The following is a 19,887-nucleotide window of genomic DNA, read 5'->3' on the forward strand; positions in this document are numbered from 1 at the left end:
ATGAGTGAGATGCCGGGAGGAACACGGAGGTTCCGGGAAATCGCACAAAAATTTCAGGGCGGTCGGTTGGCATGAGCACCACCCGACCGCCCTGAACTCTGGACCTCGAACTCTCGTTCTGTCCAGCGGGGACGAAATCCTTCACCGAAGGACTACAGCGACTCCGGAAGAGTCATGATCACGTTCCGGGGCGCTACGCCCCGAAGGCCTTCGACTTCCCCTTGACCGGCTTCGCACCGGCGAGCAGATGCGCCGGAACGAGGTCCCGGGCCGGCTCGCTGTACCCCACCGAGACGATCTTGTCGCCCTTGTACGTGAAGGAGGTCAGCGAGGCGAGCGTGCACTGACGGCGCCGCGGATCGTGCCAGAGGCGGCGCTTCTCCACGAAGCTGCGGACGATCCAGATCGGCAGCTGATGGCTGACCAGCACCGCCTCGTGCCCCCGGGCCGCGTCCTTCGCCGCGTCGAGCGCCCCCATCATGCGGACGACCTGCTCGATGTACGGCTCGCCCCAGGACGGCTGGAACGGGTTGGTCAGGTGCTTCCAGTTCGCCGGCTTGCGCAGCGCCCCGTCACCGACACCGAAGGTCTTGCCCTCGAAGACGTTCGCCGCCTCGATGAGCCGCTCGTCCGTGGCCAGATCCAGACCGTGCGCCTTGGCGACCGGCGTCGCCGTCTCCTGCGCCCGCTCCAGCGGAGAGGCGACGACGTACGTGATGTCCCGGTCGGCCAGGCTCTCCGCGACCCGGTCCGCCATCTGCCGGCCGAGCTCGGACAGGTGGTAGCCGGCGCGGCGCCCGTAGAGGACACCGTCGGGGTTGTGCACCTCGCCGTGCCGCATCAGGTGGACGACGGTGATGTCCTGATCGGCACCGTGCGTGCCGTGGGTGCCGTCGCTCATGCCGTCGCCTCCGCGGCGGCGCGGGCGGCGGCCGGCAGGGCGGCGGCGATCCGCTCGATCGCCCGCTCGTCGTGGGCGGCCGACACGAACCAGGACTCGAAGGCGGACGGCGGCAGGTAGACGCCGTCGGCCAGCATCGAGTGGAAGAAGGCGTTGAAGCGGAAGGCCTCCTGCCGCTTCGCCTCGTCGTAGTTCCGCACCTCGTCGGCGGTGAAGAAGACCGAGAACATGTTGGACGCGGTCTGCAGCCGGTGCGCCACGCCCTCCTTGGTGAGCGCGTCGGTGACCAGGCCCTGGATCGTCTCCGAGACCGCGTTCACCCTCGCGTACGCCGCGTCGTCGAGCAGCCGCAGCTGCGCGAGGCCGGCGGCGGTCGCGATCGGGTTACCGGAGAGGGTGCCGGCCTGGTAGACCGGCCCGGCCGGGGCGAGGTGCCCCATGACGTCGGCACGGCCGCCGAACGCGGCGGCCGGGAAGCCGCCGCCCATGACCTTGCCGAAGGTCAGCAGATCGGCCTTGACGCCGTCGACGCCGAACCAGCCCGCCTTCGACGTACGGAAACCGGTCATCACCTCGTCGGAGATGTACAGCGCGCCGTTCTCCCGGCACAGGTCCGCGAGACCCTGGTTGAATCCCTCGGCCGGCGGCACGACGCCCATGTTGCCCGGCGAGGCCTCCGTGATGACACAGGCGATCTCGCCCGGGTGCGCGGCGAACGCGGCCCGGACGGCCTCCAGGTCGTTGTAGGGGAGCACGATCGTGTCCCCGGCCTGGGCGCCCGTCACGCCGGGCGTGTCGGGAAGCCCGAGGGTGGCGACACCCGAACCGGCCGCGGCCAGCAGCGCGTCCACGTGACCGTGGTAGCAGCCGGCGAACTTGACGACCTTGGCGCGCCCGGTGAACCCGCGGGCCAGCCGGATCGCGGACATCGTGGCCTCGGTGCCCGAGGAGACGAGCCGTACCTGCTCGACGGGCTCGACGCGCGCGACGATCTCCTCGGCGAGCGCGACCTCGCCCTCGCCCGGCGTACCGAAGGAGGTGCCGCGGGCGACGGCCTGCTGCACCGCGGCGGTGACCTCGGGGTGCGCGTGGCCGAGGATCATCGGCCCCCACGAGCACACCAGGTCGACGTACTCACGACCGTCCGCGTCGGTGAGGTAGGGACCGGAACCGGACACCATGAACCGGGGCGTTCCGCCCACGGCCCGGAAGGCACGTACCGGTGAGTTCACGCCGCCGGGCGTCACGAGGGAAGCGCGGTCGAAAAGCGTCTGTGAGACTGGGGCTTCGTATGAATACGGCACTGTGATCCTGACCTGCGAGAACGACTTCGGGCACGACATCGGGAACGGAGGGAGGGTGTGAACATCCTGAGTATTACGCCGGGGCGTTCGCCCTCCGCGTCTGCGAAACTGGGGCGTCATAGGGATGGCTCACGGAATCCATGGTGTCAGAGGCCACGGCGTTCTTGCGGACAGGTGTTTCACCGTACGAACGCGGGGGAGGTCACTGACACGATGATCGGGTTGCGCGGCGGGGTCGTGTTGCCGAGAAAAAGCAGTCGGGTGGAGATATGCATCGCGGTGGCGGACCGGGCGAGGGGACGGACGATCTGGGTCCGGAGTCTGCCCGCCGGGGCAGGCACCGGCGCCGGCGGAGCGAGGACGCGACCTCGGGATCCCAGGGCACTCCAGGCATTCCCGGCATCCCCGACACATCGGGCCCACCGGGAGATCCGGGCAACGGAAGCGCGAGCGGGAGTGGCCGGTTGGGGGTGACGTACAAGTACTTCGGCGCGCCCGACGGCGCCACCGCGGCCCGCGTCCCGATCTCGATGCGCCCGGAGGAACTGGGCGGCGACGAGCTCGGCATGGGCGGCATGTTCACCAAGATCAAGCCGGAGACCATAGCGGCCATGGTGCTGACCGGCATCCAGGGCATGCCCCTGAACAAGGTGCCGCCCCTCGAGCTGGTGGTCCTGCACCCGGACTACGCCGTGGTGAAGCTGCCGATGACGGTGGTCGACCCGCTGCGCGCGATCGGCGAGGAGTCGGTCGGCGCGGCCGCCTTCATCTGGTCCACGGTCCCGGACCGCGGCGGCCCGCGCGACGCCTTCGACGTCTACCAGCTGCTCCACGAGTGGCAGGACTTCTCGGTCCGCCTCCACGAGGCGGGTCACCAGCCGTACTGCCTGGTGTGGCCGTAGGGGCATGACCCGGTGGCACGAGCGGGCCGTCAGGTCCCGTCTCCGGCCCGTTCCGCCTCCGCGGCCTTCGCCGCCTCCGCCGCTCTCGCGCGCTCGGCGGCCAGCTCGCGGGCGGAGGCGAGCCGGTACGGCACGTCGATGACGACGACGTTCTTCATGAACAGCAGCCGGGTCTTGAGGCGCAGCGCGCTCTGGTTGTGGAGCGGCTGCTCCCACCAGTGGCCCACCACGTACTCGGGGATGACCACCGAGATCACCGCGTCCCCCCTCCGCTCGGGCGCCTCCCGGACGTGCCGCAGGACCGGCTGGACGACCGAGCGGTACGGGGAGCTCAGCACCCGCAGCGGTACGTCGATGCCGTGCGCCTCCCAGGTCGCCCGGAGCACCTCCGCCTCCGCCGGGTCCTCGGCGACGGTGACCACCGTGAGCGAGGTCGGGCGCAGGGTCTTCGCGTACGACAGCGCCCGGAGGCTGGGGGCGTTGACCGAGGCCACCAGGACGAGGACGTGGTTCTCGGCGAGGGCGTGGGGCCGCTGCCCTGGGGCCACGGCCACCTCGGCGGCGACGGCGTCGTAGTGCCGCCGCACCCCCTTCATGCCGGCGAAGAGCACCGGCATCGCGATGACGACGATCCAGGCACCGTGGGTGAACTTGGTGATGAGGACGATGACGAGGACGACCGCCGTCAGACAGGCGCCGAAGGCGTTGATCGCGAGACGGCGGTGGATGTTGTGCCGGTCGGCGGCCCCCGCGGGCGTGGCGAGTTCTCGCCGCCAGTGCTTGACCATGCCGGCCTGGGACAGGGTGAAGGAGACGAAGACACCGAGGATGTACAGCTGGATGAGGCGGGTCAGCTCCGCGTCGAAGGCGATGATCAGGACGATCGCGGCGAGCGCGAGCAGGACGATGCCGTTGGAGTAGACGAGCCGGTCGCCGCGGTGGAAGAGCTGGCGGGGCGCGTAGCGGTCGCGGCCGAGGACGGAGGCGAGCATCGGGAAGCCGTTGAAGGCGGTGTTGGCCGCCAGGATCAGGACGCCCGCGGTCACGGCCTGGAGCACGTAGAAGAGGATGTGCCAGTCGCCGAAGGTGGCCCGCCCGATCTGCGCGAGCGCGGTGGACATCGGGGTGCCGGGCGCGAGCCCGAGTTCGGTGGGGTCCTCGGCGACGTGGACCTCGTAGACCATCGCGAGCACGGTGATCCCGAAGAACATGGTCACGGACAGCCCGCCCATGACCGCGAGGGTCATCGCCGCGTTGCGGCTCTTCGGCTTGGCGAACGCGGGCACGCCGTTGCTGACGGCCTCGACACCGGTCAGCGCGGTGCAGCCGGAGGCGAAGGAGCGCAGCGCGAGCAGCACGAGCGCGATCCCCGAGTAGGTGGAGACCGCCTCGACGGGCAGATCGGCGGACTCGGCCCGGATCGTCGCACCCGTCGCCGTCCGCACCGCGGCCACCGCGAACATCAGATAGACGACCGCGATGAAGGCGTACGTGGGGACGGCGAACCAGCGCCCCGACTCCCGCACCCCGCGCAGGTTCATCCACGCGAGCACGGCCACGAAGAACACCGACATGGCCACGGCGTGCCCGTCGAGCGAGGGGACGGCCGAGGTGATGGCGGCGACCCCGGAGACGACGGAGACGGCGACGGTCATCACGTAGTCGATCAGCAGCGCCGAGGCGGCGGTGAGCGCGGCGGTCTGCCCCAGGTTCTCGGCGGAGACGACGTAGGCCCCGCCGCCGCCGGGATAGGCGTAACAGGTCTGCCGGTAGGAGGCGACGACCACCAGGAGCAGGATCACGATGCCGACCGCCGCGTACCAGGCCAGATGGAGCACGGCGAGGCCGCCGAGGGCCAGGATCAGCAGGATCTCCTCGGTGGCGTACGCGACCGAGGAGAGCGGGTCGCTGCAGAAGATCGGCAGGGCGACCCGTTTGGGCAGCAGGGTCTCCCCGAGTCGGCCGCTGTCCAACGGACGACCTACGAGCAGGCGTTTCGCCGCACTTCCAGCTCTCATAAGTGATGAAGTTAGGACGAATGGTATGTAATGCGCGGAAGCCGCGCCCTGTGGGGACCCCGTACGCCCGGTGGGAACCCCGTACGAGGAAGGACCTGACGCGTGAGCGGAGTACGAGGAGTGCGGATGGCCGGCGAGCCCATGCAGATCGGCGAGGTCGCCGCACGGACCGAACTGTCCCTGCGCACGATCCGGCAGTACGAGGACAACGGCCTGGTCGTCCCGTCCGCGGCCTCACCGGGCGGCTTCCCGCTCTACACGGACGCGGACGTGTCCCGGCTGATGGTCGTCCGCCGGATGAAGCCGCTCGGCTTCACCCTCGACGAGACCCGCGAACTCCTCACGGCCGTGGACCTGCTCGCCGCCGAGCGCGTGGGCACGGACACCGAACTCGACCCGGACGAGCGGGCCGCGCTCGTGGCCCGCGTCCGCGGCTACGAGCAGGCCGCCGCGGAGCGGGTCGCCGAGCTGCGGGCCCAGCTCTCCCGGGCGGAGGAGTTCGCCGACTCCCTCCGCCGAACCCGCCTGACGGCGACCCCGGCGTGACGGCGACCCCGGCGTGAGGGGGGCCTGGTCTGATGAGGGCCTGGTCTGACGGGGGCCGGCCTGACGGGGGCCCGGCCTGACGGGGGCCGCCCGTTCAGTCGCCGAGCGCCCCGGCCACGGTGCGGAAGAAGCGCGCGTACGCGGCCGGGCTGGGCGGGGTCTCCGGGTTCCACGGCGTGCGCCGGACACCGGACAGGACCCCGTCCGGCGCCGTCGCGTGCGCCCGGCTGTCGAAGAGGACCAGGTCGGGACCGAGCTCGGCGGCACGCCCCCAGTCACCGGTGATCCAGTTCGCCCCGGGCCCCGGGCCCGGGTCGACGAGCCGGACGCCGAGCTCCGCGAGCCTGGCCAGCTCGGGCCAGGCGAGCGGCCGCGCGAGGTGCACCTGGTCGGGACCGGCCCCGGAGAGGGCGAGCACCCCGAGCCCGGTCCGCGCGGCGACCTCCCGGAGCGCGTCCTCGGCGGCACGGAGGTCCGCCGGGGAGCCCTCGGCGGCCGTCCCGTCGTCCGGCGCCGCACCCAGGCTCACCGCCAGCGCGCCGAACCGGTCGAGGATGGCCGGCAGGGTGAGCTCGTTGCCGACGGAGAGCGCGACGAGCGGTACCCCGAGCCGATCGGCGACGGCCTCGTCGAGCGCGTAGGGGCTCTTCCCGTCGTACGTCACGTCGACGATCACGTCCGGCCGGAGCTCCCGCAGCAGCACCTCGTCGAGGACCCGGCCCGGCCCGAGGTAGGTCACCGCGGCCGCCGTCAGCCCACCCTCCTTCGCCGGGTCGAGGACCTCCCCGTCGTGCCCGGATCCGTACACCGCGACCGGCGTCACACCCAGGTCGCACAGGGCGGCCCCCGCCCTCACGTACGCGATCACCCGCCGCGGCACACGGGCCGCCACCAGCTCCGTACCTCTGTCGTCCGTGAATCCCCATGCCTGCGTCCCGGACATGCGGCTGCTCCCTCCCCGGCCGGAAATGTGCCTCTTCCGAGCACCTTGGAGCGGTTCCCCGGCCCGCACAAGAGGGCCTTCTGCCGCGCGGGCCACCCGGACGGCCGGGGCAGGGCCCAAGGTCCCGGGCCCCCTGCCGAAAGTCCCCCAGGGTGGTGTTAACTGAACAGGTCGGGAGGAAGCAGTAGGAATCGCCGGGCCCCCGTACCCGCGCCACCTGCCGGGGCGCGCGGCGTCGGGCGGCCCTCACGCCCTGGAGTGAGTCATGTCCTTGCCCGGCCAGTTCTCCGATCCCCGTGTGATCACGCTCTTCGGCCTGCTCGCCGTCTCGACGGCGGCATGGCTGGCGCTCGGCCTGCGCGCCCGCGTACGGGACCGCCGCGACCGGGCGCGCACCCCGCTGGAGCGGGTCTGGCACCCGCAGGAGTCGATACCGCTGACGCCCGCGGAGGAGCACGCCTTCGGCCAGGTCGTCTCGCGGCTCTCCCCGGGCTCGGCGGGCCGCCTGCGCTGAGCGCCGCGGACCGGCCTCAGGCCCCCCAGGCGCGCGGATCGCGGCCGGTCGTCGCGAGCAGCCGCTCGAAGGCGGTGGTGTCGCCGGGCAGCTCGACGGCCTCCCCGAAGACGCCCATCCTCCGGGCCATGGGCGCCATCCGCTCCACCTCGTCGACGAGCCCGTCGACCACGCCCGGGTCGGGGGTGAAGCTCCGCCCGGTGGCGCGGGCCAGGTCCCAGACGTGCACCGTGAGGTCGAGCAGCACCATGGACCCGACGGTCCGCGCCGGCATGGCCATGCCTCCGGTGGTGCCCTCCTCGGCTCCGGGCGCCGACCAGGCCTCGACGAGCTTCCCGGTCTCCGCCTCGAAGCGGTCGCGCCAGTCGGCGTCGGCGAGCCAGTCCGTGGTCGCGGAGAGGTCGGCGGACTGCTTGGCGGCGAGCGCCTGGAAGTGGACGACGACGCCGAGAAGGTGGTTCAGCAGGGCGCGCACGTCGTAATCGGCGCAGGGCGTGGGCGCGCCGAGCGAGTCGTCGGCGATGCCCCTGACCAGGGGATTCGCCTGCGCGGCGGCGCTACGGAGCAGGTCACCGATGCGGGGCGGGGCACCGGTGCGGAGCGGGTCCTCGTTCGTCATGGGAGCGACGTTAGGAGAGGCTGCCCCCCTCCGTCTTGAAGAAACACGCCAGGACGGAGACTCGTCCCGGCCCCCTAGCATCGGAGCATGTCCGACTCCGCTCCCCGCAAGGACACCCGCGGCATCGTCGACCCCGCCGAACTGCTCTCCCGCGTCCGCTTCCGCCGACACACCCCGGCGCCGGAGCTGCAGCCCTATCTGGAGCACTACTGGCTGATCGACTGGGAGCTGCCGGAGCCGTACGCGACCCATGTCGTCCCGCACCCGTCGATGAACATCGTCTTCCAGCGGTACGGGGCCCTCGGCGCCCCGGCGGCGGACACGCGCGCCTCCGCCGAGGTCGCCGGGATCGGGCTCGGTCTGTTCACCCGGAAGCTGACGGAGGCGGGCCGGGTCTGCGGGATCCAGTTCCGCCCCGGCGGCTTCCGCCCCTTCGCGCCCGCGTGGCCGGTGGCGGCCTGGACGGGCCGCCGGGTCCCGCTGGCGGAGGTCTTCCCGGACGCGGGCACGGGCACGGGTGCGGGTGCGGGTGCGGGTGCCGGCGCGGCGGAGGCGGGCCACCCGGCCACGGACCCCGGCCTCCTGTCCGCCGTCCTCTCCCCCGGCACCGACCACGCGCGCGTGGCGGCGCTCGACGCCTTCCTGCTCGCTCACGGCCCCGCGCCCGACCCGGCCGCAGACCGGGCGATGGAGCTGGTGGGCCTGATCCGGGGGGACCGTACGGTCCGCAAGGTGGCCCAACTGGTCGCGGCGACCGGCCTGTCGGCCCGCTCGCTCCAGCGGCTCTTCGCGAGCCACGTCGGCGTCGGCCCGAAGTGGGTGATCCTGCGCTACCGCATCCACGAGGCCCTGGAACGCGCCGAGGCGGCGGACCCGGCGGGCGGCCCGGACTGGGCGGCCCTGGCGGCCGAGCTGGGCTACAGCGACCAGGCCCATCTCGTACGGGAGTTCACGGCGACGATCGGGGTGCCGCCGACGGCGTACGCCCGGGGATTGTCAGCGCCCTGACCTACCGTACGGAGATGGACACCGACACCGCCGCACCCGTACGGCTCGAACCCTGGTCCGAGTCCGACGCCGGCCTGCTGCGCGCCCTGAACGCACCGGAGTTGATGGATCACCTCGGCGGCCCGGAGACGGAGGAGCAGCTCGTCCGGCGCCACCGGCGGTACGTGGAGCTGAGCGCCGACGAACCGGGCGCGGGGCGCATGTACCGGATCGTGCTGCTGCCGGAGGAGGCCGTGGTCGGCAGCATCGGCTTCTGGGTGCGCACCGGCGACGGCGAGCCGGTGTACGAGACCGGGTGGGCCGTGCTGCCGGGCTTCCAGGGCCGGGGCGTGGCGAGCGCCGCCACGCGCGCGGTGGCCGCGGAGGCCCGGGCAGCGGGCCTCCATCGTTTTCTCCACGCGTTCCCGTCGACGGAGAACGCCGCGTCGAACGCGGTGTGCCGCAAGGCCGGGTTCGAGCTGCTCGGCGAGCGGGACTTCGAGTACCCGCCGGGGCACGCGATGCGCTGCAACGACTGGCGCCTCGACCTGGTGAAGACGGCCTGAGAAGCCCGTCTCAGGGGGCGCGCCGAGGGGCGCTCAGGAGGCGTCCTCCGGCGGGGTGAGCGACCGGCTGAAGTGGAAGGCCACGATGTCGAAGCGCTCACGCAGGTAGAAGCGGTGGGCTCCGGTGCGGTGGGTGCCGGAGTCCAGGTCGAGCTCGTGGCAGCCGGCCGCGCGGGCGTGGCCCTCCAGATGGGCGACGAGCGCGTGGCCGACCCCGGTGGAGCGGGTGGCGGCGGCGGTCACGAGGTCGTCGATGTAGAGCTTGCGCAGGGAGCTGGTGGTGATGACGATCCGCCAGCCGGCCGCGCCGACGCAGCGGCCCTCGTCCGAGTAGGCGGCGCTGAAGCGCAGGCCCTGGGCGTGTCCGGTGCCGTACACCTCGCGGAAGAGCTCCGGGGTGAGGTGGGGCCGGAGTTCGGTGAGGACGGGCAGGAGGTCGTTCTCCAGCCGGGGGTCGCCGGGCTCGAGGTCGATGATCTTCATGCCGGGACGGTACCCCAGGGTTTTGTCGGGGTTGACGCGCACGGCACGAGCCTGGATATTTATCTGCGTGGCGCAGATGATGTGCCGCGAAGGGAAATCTGTCGCTCTGGAAGGAGCCCCTCATGACCGTTCTCGTCACCGGCAGCCGCGGTCGCGTCGCCTCCACCCTGCTCGGCCTCCTCGACGCCGCGGGCATCAAGGCGAAAGCCGCGTCCAAGAACCCGGCGGACCTTTCCCCACCGCCCGGCGTGGACGTCGTGCGCTGCGATCTCACCGACCCCTCCACCTTCGACACCGCTCTGACCGGCGTCGACTCCGTCTTCCTGTACGCCGAGGCCGGCCACGCCGAGGCCTTCGCCGACCGCGCCCGCACCGCCGGCGTCGAGCATGTCGTGCTGCTCTCCTCCAGCTCCGTCCTCGCCCCGGACGCCGCCGAGAACCCGATCGCCGCCTCCCACCTCGCGGCCGAGCGCGCGCTCTCCGCCGCCGCGGACGCCGGGGCCTTCGAGGCCACCCACCTCCAGCCGGGCGCCTTCGCCACCAACGCCCTGCAGTGGTCCCGGGCCCTCCGCGCCGGGCGGGGACCCGCCCTGCCCCACCCGCACTCGTACGGCGACCCGATCCACGAGCGCGATGTCGCCGAGGCCGCCTTCGCGGTCCTGAGCGAGCCCCGGCTGCGCGGCTCCTCGTACCTTCTGACCGGCCCCGAGTCGCTGACCTTCGTCGAACAGCTGGCGATACTCGCCGAGGTGACCGGACGACCCGCGCCCCACACCGTCGTGACCCCCGAGGAGTGGAAGGAGTCGGTCACCGGGTTCATGCCGGAGCGCTTCGCCGACGCCCTGCTCTCCTACTGGGCCACGCACGACGGCCGGCCGACTCCGCTGACCCGCACGGTCGAGGAACTGACCGGCCACCCTGCCCGCGCCTTCGCCACCTGGGCCGCGGACCACGCGGAGGACTTCCGGCCCTGACGGCGGCGAATTCCCTGGCCGCCCGTCCCGCCCCGGTGCCATCCTGTCCTCGTGAACGGACCGGAGATCCACATCAGCTTCGCCCCCGACCTGGGGCTCTTCGTCGCGGCCGACCGCCGCTCGGGCCGCACGCCCGTGACCACCGACGGCGCCTCCTCGCTCGGCCACGTCGTGGAGTCCCTCGGCGTGCCGCTCACCGAGGCAGGCCGGCTGCTGGTCGACGGACGGCCCGTCGACGTCTCCCACGTCCCCGCGGCGGGCGAGACCGTCGAGGTGGAGTCCGTCGCCCGCCCGCAGCCGGTACGACCCGGCGCACCCCTCAGGTTCCTGCTCGACGTGCACCTCGGCACGCTGGCCCGGCGGCTCCGGCTGCTCGGGGTGGACGCGGCCTACGAGAGCGAGGACATCGGCGACCCCGCCCTGGCCGCGCTCTCCGCGCGCGAGCGGCGCGTCATGCTCTCGCGCGACCGCGGCCTGCTCCGCCGCCGCGAGCTGTGGGCGGGGGCCTACGTCTACAGCGACCGGCCGGACGACCAGCTCCGCGACGTCCTGGAGCGCTTCGCCCCGCCACTCGCGCCCTGGACACGGTGCACCGCGTGCAACGGGCGGCTGGGCGACGCCGACAAGGAGACCGTGCGCGAGCGCCTGGAGCACGGCACGGAGAAGTCGTACGACGTGTTCGCCGAGTGCGTGGAGTGCGGCCGGGTCTACTGGCGCGGCGCCCACCACGCCCGTCTGGAGGCGATCGTCTCCGACGCGGTGCGCGAGTTCGGCGGCGTGACCGCCGGCTGAGCCCACGCCTCTTCCTCAGGGACGCCGGGGGCCGACCGCCGAAGACGGCGCGCCTCCCGCCTCCGGACCCGTCCCTGGTCAGTCCAGGGCGCCGCCGCGCAGCCGTTCGATCTGCGTGGCGCTGATCTCCACGGTGCGCCGCATATGGGCGATGAGCAGGGCGAGCTCGGCGTCGCTGTAGACGTCGAACATCGTGCCCCAGGTGCTGTTGAGCTTGCGCCACAGGACGCCGAGTTCGGCGATCCGCTCGGGCACGAGGGCCACCAGGACCCGGCGCCGGTCCTCGGTGTCCCGGTGGCGCGTGACATAGCCGGACCGCTCCAGGCGGTCGACGAGCCGCGTCGCGGAGCCGGTGGTGAGCCCGGTCAGCTCGGCGACCCGCCCGGTGGTCACCGGGCCCTCCTCCAGGCTGAGCAGGTTGAGGCACTGCACATCGGTCGGGTGGAGCCCCAGGTGGTCGGCGACGGCCTGGTTGAACAGGGCGTACGCCGCCATGTAGCGGCGGGCCTCCCCGTACAGCTCGGTCATCAGCGTCTCGCGCCGGCCTGAACTCTTCTGCGTCATGCAGAGATCGTACGGACCAGGCACCGGCCCGCACCGGCCTCGCCCACCCGCGCCGCGGTCACCGTCAGGGCGCACAAGCGCCGCGGTCACCGTCAGGGCGCCTCGGCGGTCAGATAGCGCTGCACGGTCGGACCCAGCCAGGCCACGATCTCCTCGGGCGTCATCTCGACGACGGGCGCCAGCCGCAGCACATAGCGGGTGAGCGCCATGCCGAGGATCTGGGACGCGACGAGCGCCGCCCGCCGGGGCGCTTCCGCCGGGTCGGGGCAGACGCCCCGGGTGACGGCGCCGAGCTGCTGGGCGAAGACCGCCCTCATCCGCTCCGCCCCCGCCTCGTTGGTGACCCCCACCCGCAGGAGCCCGGTCAGGACGTCGTCCCGTTCCCAGCGCTCCAGGAAGTGGGTGACCAGGACGGCCCCGATGTGCCGCGAGGGCAGGCCGCCCAGCTCGGGCAGGTTCAGCTCGATCTCCGAGGCCGCGGCGAACAGCCCCTCCTTGTTGCCGTAGTAGCGCATGACCATCGACGGATCGATCCCGGCGTCCCGGGCGATGGCCCGGATGGTGGCGCGGTCGTATCCGTCGGAGGCGAAGCGCTCGCGGGCGGCCTCCAGGATGGCGGCTCTGGTGGCGTCGGAACGGCGGGCGGTCGTCATACCAACGACTGTAGGCCAACGGGCGTTGACATTCCATCGGGGACGCCCCTACAGTTGCCAACAAGCGTTGACCAACAGCCGTTGGCAAACGGCCGTGGGCACCCTGGAGGCAGCCATGAGCACCGCGGAGACACCCGAGACCACCCGGACCACCGATCCGACGGACACCCAGGTCCTCGTCGTCGGCGCCGGCCCCACCGGCCTGCTCCTCGCCGGAGACCTGGCCGGCGCCGGCATCGACGTCACCCTCGTCGAGCGCCGCCCGCACGGCCTCGCCAACATGACCCGTGCCTTCGGCGTCCATGCCCGCACCCTGGAGCAGCTCGACGCCCGCGGCCTCGCGGACGAGCTCGTCGCCACCGGCACGACCCTCGGCACCGCCCGCCTCTTCGGCCGGCTGGACCTCGACCTCACCCGGCTGCCCAGCCGCTTCAACCACCTGCTCGTCACCCCGCAGTACGAGGTCGAGCGCCTCCTGGAGCGCCGGGCCGTCGCCGCCGGGGTCACCTTCCGGTACGGCACGGAGCTGCGGGGCCTGCGCCAGGACGCCGACGCCGTGACGGCGGACTTCACCGGCCCCGACGGAGCACCGCTCACCCTCACCGCCCGCCACCTGGTCGGCACGGACGGAGTCCGCAGCGCCGTCCGCACCGCCCTGGGCCTGCCCTTCCCCGGCGGATCCGTGATCCGCTCCCTCGTCCTCGCCGATGTCCGCCTCGCCGAGGAGCCCACCGACGCGTTCAGCGTCAGCGGCTCCGGCGACACCTTCGCCTTCCTCGCCCCCTTCGGCGACGGCTGGTACCGCGTGATGGGCTGGAGCCGCACCCGTCAGGTCCCCGAGACCGAACCCGTCGACCTGGACGAGGTCCGCGACATCGCCCGCCGCGCGCTCGGCACCGACCTCGGCATGCACGACCCCCGCTGGATCTCCCGCTTCCACAGCGACGAGCGCCAGGTCCCCTCGTACCGCGTGGGCCGGGTCCTCCTCGCCGGCGACGCCGCCCATGTCCACTCCCCCGCCGGCGGCCAGGGCATGAACACCGGCCTGCAGGACGCCGCCAACCTCTCCTGGAAGCTCACCGCCGTCCTGCGCGGCGACGCGCCCGATCCCGAGGCGCTCCTCGACAGCTACCACTCCGAGCGCCACCCCGTCGGCGCCGCCGTGCTCCGCACCAGCGGCGCGCTCGTGCGCCTCGCGATGGCCCACACCCCGCTCACCCGCGCCGCCCGCTCCCTCGCCACCCGGCTCCTGGGCGTCCTACGACCCGCCTCCACCCGCGCCATGGGCATGATCAGCGGACTCGGCATCGCGTACGCGCCCCCGGCGGGCTCGCGGCGCCCCGCGGGCCGCCGCGCACCGGATGCGCGACTGCGCGAAGGCCGTCTCTACGAGCTGCTGCGGGCGGGCGAGTTCGTCCTGATCACCCCGCAGGGCGAGGCCCCGGCCCTGCCCGCGACCGCCCCCGTCTCCCCCGCGCGCCTGGTACGGGCCACCTGGACGGACCCGACGCGCAGAACCGCGGTCCTCGTCCGCCCCGACGGCTACGTCCACTGGACGCGCGACTGAGCGGACACCACCGGAACACCGTCAGAAGACGTAGGGATCCCCGGTGGCGAGCACCAGCACCTGATGCCGGTCGTTCCGCGAATTCCGGTCGGTGGCCCCGTCCCGCCAGGCGGTCGTGATGTCCACGGTCAGTTCGTCCGGAAGGCCCGCCGTCCGCAGATCGAGCGCCAGCTCACCGGCACCCCCCGTCGCGGGCAGCTCGCCCGTCCGGCAGGAGACCACCCGGTCACTGCTCCACAGACAGGCCTCCGGCAGCTCCTGGCTCCCCGCCATCGGCACGGAGAAGGCGAGCCGCACCGTCGCCTGGGCCAGATCGGCGGGACCGAAGTTCTCACTCACCAGCCAGACCCCGACCCGCCCGTCCCAGAGGGAGACATGACCGTGGTGGGACACATCCGCCTCGGGCCCCACCACCGGCCCCGCGGCACCGGCACTCACGCCCGCGCCCATCACCACCGCGGCCGCGAGAGCGACCCCGAGCACAGCCTTTCGCAATCCACGCATAGACCCAAAATACCCACACATCATCTGACATTCTGACAATCCATCAGTCAGCGTGTCTCCTCCGGGCGGGTCACCCCCCGCACTCACCGCGCCCCCCGGGATCGCCGCCGCCTATCCTGGCCGGGCGATCGACGTAATCGACCATCTGCGCGAGGAGCACGACGTCATGACTGCCCCCGGTACCCCCATCGCCGTCATCACCGGAGCGAGCAGCGGAATCGGCGCCGCCACGGCCAGGCAGCTCGCCGCCGCCGGCTACCGCGTGGTCCTCACCGCCCGGCGCAAGGACCGCATCGAGGAACTGGCCGCCGAGATCAACGAGGCCGGCCACCAGGCCGCCGCCTACGCCCTCGACGTCACCGACCGCGCCGCCGTCGACGAGTTCGCCACGGCCTTCCAGACCCTCGCCGTCCTCGTCAACAACGCCGGCGGCGCCCTCGGCGCCGACCCCGTCGCCACCGGCGACCCGGCCGACTGGCGCCAGATGTACGAGGTCAACGTCATCGGCACGCTGAACGTGACGCAGGCCCTGCTCCCCGCCCTCACCGCGAGCGGCGACGGCACGGTCGTCGTCCTCTCCTCCACCGCCGGCCACTCCACCTACGAGGGCGGCGCCGGCTACGTCGTCGCGAAGAACGGCGCCCGCGTCCTGGCCGAGACCCTCCGCCTGGAGATCGTCGGCACCCCGGTCCGCGTCATCGAGATCGCCCCCGGCATGGTCAAGACGGACGAGTTCGCCACCACCCGCTTCCGCGGCGACACCGAGAAGGCCGCCAAGGTCTACGCCGGCGTGGCCGACCCCCTCACCGCGGACGACGTGGCCGACACCATCACCTGGGCCTGCACCCGCCCCCCGCACGTCAACATCGACCTCCTGGTCGTCCGCCCCCGAGCCCAGGCCTCCAACACCAAGGTCCACCGCGAGCTCTGACACCACGGCGCCGACGTCCACGTTCGGGTGAACCACCCGGATCACCCGAACGACGCCCGCACGCGCGCCCTAACGTCGAGGACAACTCCATACAGAACGGCCCTCGGCAGGGATTGCACTCCCGACCGAGGGCCTCACCAGAAGGAAGAGACGACTTCCCATGGCTGAACAGGACACTAGCGCGCCCGCGCTCTTCGATGTGAGCGCCCTTACGCCGACGTTCATGGACCTCCGAGACCCCGAGTACGCCTACATGTTCGGCTTCCTTCAAGCCGACGGGCACCTGTCCCGCGGAACCGGCCAGAAGGGCAGGCTGACCGCCGAGATCAACGTGCGGGACATCGCCATCCTCCGCGTCTCCCTCACCACTGCCAGCACCGCGATCGGCGCCTACCTGTGCCACTACGCGAAGAAGGTCACCGGTGCTGAACGCATGATCAGGCGGAATGCTCGCGACGGAATCTACAACGTCCTGTACACAAAGGAAGCTGCCGTACTGCTGGCCGAGCACCTGTACTACCCCGGCTGCCTAGCCCTGGAGCGCAAGAAGAGTGCCGCCGCCTCCCTCACCTCGTGGGTGCGTCCTCCCGGGATGAAGGTTCGACCTCCCCGTAGGCCATGGACTGCCGCGGAAGACCGCGTCCTGCTCGCGGCACCCACGCCGGCTCACGCGGCCGCGAAACTGGGCCGCTCCCGGAAGAGCTGTCAGGTGCGCCGATGGCGCCTGGTCAACGGCATCGCGACGTCCACGACTCCAAGGAGCCTCTAGCCCATGCCCGAACGGCCCCGGCATGACGTGCCGGGGCCGTTCGATGCCCTCACTGCCGAGCCTCAGCCCTTGATGCAGATGAACTGCTTCAGCTTGGCGACCACCTCGACGAGGTCCCGCTGCTGCGCCATGACCTGCTCGATCGGCTTGTAGGCGCCCGGGATCTCGTCCACGACGCCGGAGTCCTTCCGGCACTCGACGCCTCGCGTCTGCTCTTCAAGATCACGCACGGTGAAGCGCCGTTTCGCCGCGCTCCTGCTCATCCTGCGCCCCGCGCCGTGCGAGGCGGAGTTGAAGGCCTTCTCGTTGCCGAGCCCCTTCACGATGTACGAGCTGGTACCCATCGACCCCGGGATGATCCCGAAGTCGCCACTGCCGGCCCGAATCGCACCCTTCCGCGTGACCAGCAGGTCCATGCCCTCGTACCGCTCCTCCGCCACGTAGTTGTGATGACAGGAGATCTCGGTCTCGAAGGACACCTTCGCCTTCCGGAACTCCTTGCGGATCACCTCCTTCAGGAGCGCCATCATGATCGCGCGGTTGTACTTCGCGTACTCCTGAGCCCAGTAGAGATCATTGCGATAGTCCGCCATCTGCGGCGTGTCAGAGACGAACACCGCCAGGTCCCGGTCGACCAAGCCCTGGTTGTGGGGGAGCTTCTGGGCAATGCCGATGTGGTGCTCGGCGAGTTCCTTGCCGATGTTGCGGGAGCCCGAGTGGAGCATCAGCCAGACCGAACCTGACTCATCAAGACAGACTTCAATCATGTGATTGCCGCTTCCGAGCGTCCCCATCTGCTGCCGCGCCCGTTCCTGTCGGAACTTGACCGCGTCGGCGACCCCGTCGAACCGCGACCAGAAGTCGTCCCACCCCGACGTCGGGAACTGGTAGAGCCGCCCCGGGTCCACCTCCGACCGGTGCAGGCCCCGGCCCACCGGAATCGCCTGCTCGATCTTCGAGCGGAGCCTCGACAGGTCACCCGGCAGGTCGTTCGCCGTCAGCGAGGACTTGACCGCCGACATGCCGCAGCCGATGTCCACACCGACCGCCGCGGGACAGACCGCCCCCTGCATCGCGATCACCGAACCGACCGTCGCGCCCTTGCCGTAGTGCACGTCGGGCATCACGGCGAGGCCCTTGATCCACGGCAGCGTCGCCACGTTCTGCAGCTGCTGCATGGCACCGCCCTCCACCGTGGCGGGATCGGCCCACATCCGGATCGGAACTTTCGCCCCCGGTACCTCTACGTACGACATACTCCCTCGATTCCCCCGAAAAGTCTGATAACGCAAAAACCGGCGCCAAAGCCCGTACAGGTGACAGCGGACCGGCATCAACAGCTGCGTGTGCGATAGACATTGTGTCCATCGGCCGGGTTCGCGCGGCAAACAGTTTTCGGGAAAGACCTCGGGAGAAGGGAGCCTGGGAGCGTGCAGCGAAAGAGGTACACCCCCGGCCGCACCGGGTCCACGGCTCGTACCGCCGTCGTCCTCACACTCGGCCTCGGCCTCGGAATCGGCCTCACGGGCTGCTCGTCCGGCACCCCGGCCGACGACATCGCCGTCGACGCCAAGGCCGGCCCCGCCGCGCCCGTCGCACCCCCGGGCCGCTACCGCACGCTCTTCGAGCCCTGCGGCGCCGTCCCCCAGGCGACGCTCAAGGACCTGCTCCCGGGCGCCGCCGCCCTCGCCGACGCCGAGCGCGACAAGGCGTACCGCGGCGTCGCCTCCGTGACGTACGACACCGACCGGCGGGTGGGCTGCACCTGGAAGGCCGACACCCCGGACATCTCGCACCGGCTGATGCTCGACATCGAGCGGGTGGTCTCGTACGACACCGCCGTCAGCGACGACGACAGGGCGCAGGAGGTGTACGTCCGCAAGCAGCTCGCGGCGGGCATCCCGCTGCCCCCGACCGCCCCGCCGACCACCACCCCGCCCACGACGACGCCCTCGGCCCCGGCGTCACCGGGCAGCCCCACGGCGAGCGGCCCGCCCCCGGGCACGCCCCAGAGCCCGACCCGGGCGGCGACCGGGACGGCGGGTGCGGCGACCAAGCCCGGCGACGCCGCCGACGCCCCCTCGGGCAAGACCCCCACCGGGGCCACCGCGCCCTCCTCCGGAGCCACGCCCTCGGGCCCCTCCCCGACCGGGCTCGAACCCCGCGTCCTCGAAGGCCTCGGGAACGTCGCGTACCTCGACGACGCCCTGACCACGGTCGGCGCGAACGGCCATCAGCGGGCCGTCAGCGTGGTGTTCCGCACATCCAACGTCATCGTGACCGTCTCCTACCGGGAGCAGACGACCGGTTCCGCCGAGGCCCCCGACAGCATGGAGCTGCAGGAAAAGGCCCGGAACCTGGCCCGGCTGCTCGCCGAACGGCTGGAGGAGTAGCGGTTCGCATCCGCTCCGTGAGCGGACGGACACCACGTAACGTGTCGGCGTACCGGCCGGACCGTACGACAAGCGACTGAAGGAACCATGCAGCGAACTGCCCCGCGACTCACCCGCATACTCGCCTGCGCCGCCGTCCCGGTGATGCTCGTTGTCGCAGGCTGCTCCTCGGACTCCGGCGGCAGTGGCTCCGGGGCGTCGGGTTCGAAGGACAAGGGGGCCTCGTCTGCCTCCGCGACTCCCTCGCCGAAGCAGACGACGAAGACGGTCGAGCCGGCGAAGTTCGCGAAGCTGCCGGAGGCCTGCAAGGCGATCTCCGCGAGGACGACGGGCGCGCTCGTTCCCAAGGCGAAGACCAAGAACGGCACTCCGGCGGTCTCCAGCGACCTCGGCAGCCGGACCGGCTGCTCGTGGAACGGTCTGGACGACAAGGGCGTGAAGGGCTCGCAGTACCGCTGGCTCGACGTGTCCTTCTACCGGTACGAGTCGGACCCCGCCCTCGGCAGCGGCCAGGAGCGCGCGCAGGAGAACCTGGCGAAGGAGCTCGCCAAGATCGAGCAGACCCCGGGCGCGACGAAGCTCACCACCACCCCGGCCACGGGTATCGGTGACGAGGCCAAGTCCGTCGCCTACCGGCTGCGCAAGACGAACGAGGACTTCGTCTACGACTCCATCGTGGCGCGTACGGGCAACGTGCTGGTGCTGCTCTCGTACAACGGCGCCGGGTACGCGGGCGCGGACACCCCGTCGGACAAGACGGTCATGACCGGTGCGGTGGCGGCGGCCAAGGAAGCCGTCGCCGCGGTCGCCGCCGCCAACAAGTAGCGGCGAGTGAAGGTCGACACGTAGCGGCGAGTGAAGGCCGACAAGTAGTCGTAAACCGGCGCAGAGCGGCGCGTCGATACGGAGCCCGTCCCTCCCCCGGGGGCCGGGCTTCGTGCACATGTGCCAGTCTGT

Annotated in this window: 22 protein-coding genes; 12 read left to right on the forward strand and 10 right to left on the reverse strand. The window is 71.8% G+C overall.

The window, feature by feature from the left end; genetic code table 11:
- Nucleotides 1-193: 193 nt before the first annotated feature.
- Nucleotides 194-901, reverse strand: coding sequence for a histidine phosphatase family protein (locus tag OG392_RS16080; RefSeq protein ID WP_329279907.1), 708 nt, complete (start codon nt 899-901; stop codon nt 194-196).
- On the reverse strand, nt 898-2,244 hold the full coding sequence (gene hemL, locus OG392_RS16085) for a glutamate-1-semialdehyde 2,1-aminomutase (protein WP_329279909.1): 1,347 nt from the start codon (nt 2,242-2,244) through the stop codon (nt 898-900). The genes OG392_RS16080 and hemL overlap by 4 nt, the downstream gene beginning before the upstream one ends.
- Before the next feature lie 230 nt (nt 2,245-2,474).
- Here hemL and OG392_RS16090 point away from each other — a divergent pair, with 230 nt between their 5' ends.
- Nucleotides 2,475-3,107 (forward strand): hypothetical protein, encoded by a 633-nt coding sequence (locus tag OG392_RS16090; protein ID WP_329279912.1) that lies wholly within the window; start codon nt 2,475-2,477, stop codon nt 3,105-3,107.
- A 29-nt stretch (nt 3,108-3,136) separates the two neighbouring features.
- Here the strand turns inward: OG392_RS16090 and OG392_RS16095 are convergent, their stop codons facing one another.
- On the reverse strand, nt 3,137-5,125 hold the full coding sequence (locus OG392_RS16095) for an APC family permease (RefSeq protein WP_443054788.1): 1,989 nt from the start codon (nt 5,123-5,125) through the stop codon (nt 3,137-3,139).
- A 126-nt stretch (nt 5,126-5,251) separates the two neighbouring features.
- Here OG392_RS16095 and OG392_RS16100 point away from each other — a divergent pair, with 126 nt between their 5' ends.
- The gene (locus OG392_RS16100) at nt 5,252-5,671 is read left to right on the forward strand and encodes a MerR family transcriptional regulator (protein WP_329287308.1); all 420 of its coding nucleotides are present in this window, start codon (nt 5,252-5,254) and stop codon (nt 5,669-5,671) included.
- Between the two features lie 94 nt (nt 5,672-5,765).
- Here OG392_RS16100 and OG392_RS16105 read toward each other — a convergent pair whose 3' ends face one another.
- Nucleotides 5,766-6,614: an ABC transporter substrate-binding protein gene (locus OG392_RS16105; RefSeq protein WP_329279915.1), complete on the reverse strand. Its 849-nt coding sequence runs from the start codon at nt 6,612-6,614 to the stop codon at nt 5,766-5,768.
- A gap of 265 nt (nt 6,615-6,879) precedes the next feature.
- On the opposite strand from OG392_RS16105, the gene OG392_RS16110 reads away from it, so the two are divergent.
- Nucleotides 6,880-7,128 (forward strand): hypothetical protein, encoded by a 249-nt coding sequence (locus OG392_RS16110; protein ID WP_329279917.1) that lies wholly within the window; start codon nt 6,880-6,882, stop codon nt 7,126-7,128.
- Between the two features lie 16 nt (nt 7,129-7,144).
- Here the strand turns inward: OG392_RS16110 and OG392_RS16115 are convergent, their stop codons facing one another.
- Complete coding sequence (locus tag OG392_RS16115; RefSeq protein WP_329279919.1) at nt 7,145-7,747, reverse strand: TIGR03086 family metal-binding protein; 603 nt, start codon at nt 7,745-7,747, stop codon at nt 7,145-7,147.
- An 87-nt stretch (nt 7,748-7,834) separates the two neighbouring features.
- On the opposite strand from OG392_RS16115, the gene OG392_RS16120 reads away from it, so the two are divergent.
- The gene (locus OG392_RS16120; protein ID WP_329279921.1) at nt 7,835-8,755 is read left to right on the forward strand and encodes a helix-turn-helix domain-containing protein; all 921 of its coding nucleotides are present in this window, start codon (nt 7,835-7,837) and stop codon (nt 8,753-8,755) included.
- 14 nt (nt 8,756-8,769) lie between these two features.
- Nucleotides 8,770-9,300: a GNAT family N-acetyltransferase gene (locus OG392_RS16125; protein WP_329279923.1), complete on the forward strand. Its 531-nt coding sequence runs from the start codon at nt 8,770-8,772 to the stop codon at nt 9,298-9,300.
- 33 nt (nt 9,301-9,333) lie between these two features.
- Here OG392_RS16125 and OG392_RS16130 read toward each other — a convergent pair whose 3' ends face one another.
- Nucleotides 9,334-9,783 carry a GNAT family N-acetyltransferase gene (locus OG392_RS16130; RefSeq protein ID WP_329279925.1) on the reverse strand — a complete coding sequence of 150 codons (450 nt, stop codon included), beginning with the start codon at nt 9,781-9,783 and terminating at the stop codon, nt 9,334-9,336.
- Between the two features lie 122 nt (nt 9,784-9,905).
- On the opposite strand from OG392_RS16130, the gene OG392_RS16135 reads away from it, so the two are divergent.
- Nucleotides 9,906-10,757: an NAD(P)H-binding protein gene (locus tag OG392_RS16135; RefSeq protein ID WP_329279927.1), complete on the forward strand. Its 852-nt coding sequence runs from the start codon at nt 9,906-9,908 to the stop codon at nt 10,755-10,757.
- Between the two features lie 51 nt (nt 10,758-10,808).
- Nucleotides 10,809-11,549, forward strand: coding sequence for a Mut7-C RNAse domain-containing protein (locus OG392_RS16140; protein ID WP_329279929.1), 741 nt, complete (start codon nt 10,809-10,811; stop codon nt 11,547-11,549).
- A 78-nt stretch (nt 11,550-11,627) separates the two neighbouring features.
- On the opposite strand, the gene OG392_RS16145 is transcribed toward OG392_RS16140, so the two are convergent.
- Both OG392_RS16145 and OG392_RS16150 read right to left on the reverse strand, forming a co-directional pair.
- A complete protein-coding gene (locus OG392_RS16145; protein WP_329279931.1) occupies nt 11,628-12,113 on the reverse strand; it encodes a MarR family winged helix-turn-helix transcriptional regulator in 486 nt (161 codons plus the stop codon).
- Nucleotides 12,114-12,205: 92 nt separating this feature from the next.
- Nucleotides 12,206-12,766, reverse strand: coding sequence for a TetR/AcrR family transcriptional regulator (locus tag OG392_RS16150; protein WP_329279933.1), 561 nt, complete (start codon nt 12,764-12,766; stop codon nt 12,206-12,208).
- Nucleotides 12,767-12,881: 115 nt separating this feature from the next.
- Between OG392_RS16150 and OG392_RS16155 the strand changes: the two genes are divergently transcribed.
- Nucleotides 12,882-14,333, forward strand: a complete 1,452-nt coding sequence (locus OG392_RS16155; RefSeq protein ID WP_329279936.1) for an FAD-dependent monooxygenase — start codon at nt 12,882-12,884, stop codon at nt 14,331-14,333.
- A gap of 21 nt (nt 14,334-14,354) precedes the next feature.
- On the opposite strand, the gene OG392_RS16160 is transcribed toward OG392_RS16155, so the two are convergent.
- Entirely contained in the window at nt 14,355-14,837 is a 483-nt protein-coding gene (locus OG392_RS16160) for a hypothetical protein (RefSeq protein ID WP_329279938.1), read from the reverse strand.
- A gap of 166 nt (nt 14,838-15,003) precedes the next feature.
- Between OG392_RS16160 and OG392_RS16165 the strand changes: the two genes are divergently transcribed.
- Both OG392_RS16165 and OG392_RS16170 read left to right on the forward strand, forming a co-directional pair.
- Nucleotides 15,004-15,768: an SDR family NAD(P)-dependent oxidoreductase gene (locus tag OG392_RS16165; RefSeq protein WP_329279940.1), complete on the forward strand. Its 765-nt coding sequence runs from the start codon at nt 15,004-15,006 to the stop codon at nt 15,766-15,768.
- Between the two features lie 160 nt (nt 15,769-15,928).
- A complete protein-coding gene (locus tag OG392_RS16170; protein ID WP_329279942.1) occupies nt 15,929-16,537 on the forward strand; it encodes a hypothetical protein in 609 nt (202 codons plus the stop codon).
- A 62-nt stretch (nt 16,538-16,599) separates the two neighbouring features.
- Here OG392_RS16170 and OG392_RS16175 read toward each other — a convergent pair whose 3' ends face one another.
- Entirely contained in the window at nt 16,600-17,793 is a 1,194-nt protein-coding gene (locus OG392_RS16175; RefSeq protein WP_231073793.1) for an RtcB family protein, read from the reverse strand.
- A gap of 174 nt (nt 17,794-17,967) precedes the next feature.
- Between OG392_RS16175 and OG392_RS16180 the strand changes: the two genes are divergently transcribed.
- Nucleotides 17,968-18,930 carry a DUF3558 domain-containing protein gene (locus tag OG392_RS16180; RefSeq protein WP_329279948.1) on the forward strand — a complete coding sequence of 321 codons (963 nt, stop codon included), beginning with the start codon at nt 17,968-17,970 and terminating at the stop codon, nt 18,928-18,930.
- 87 nt (nt 18,931-19,017) lie between these two features.
- A complete protein-coding gene (locus tag OG392_RS16185; RefSeq protein ID WP_329279950.1) occupies nt 19,018-19,755 on the forward strand; it encodes a DUF3558 domain-containing protein in 738 nt (245 codons plus the stop codon).
- Nucleotides 19,756-19,887: the final 132 nt, after the last annotated feature.

Source organism: Streptomyces sp. NBC_00691 (assembly GCF_036226665.1).
Taxonomy (GTDB): Bacteria; Actinomycetota; Actinomycetes; order Streptomycetales; family Streptomycetaceae; genus Streptomyces.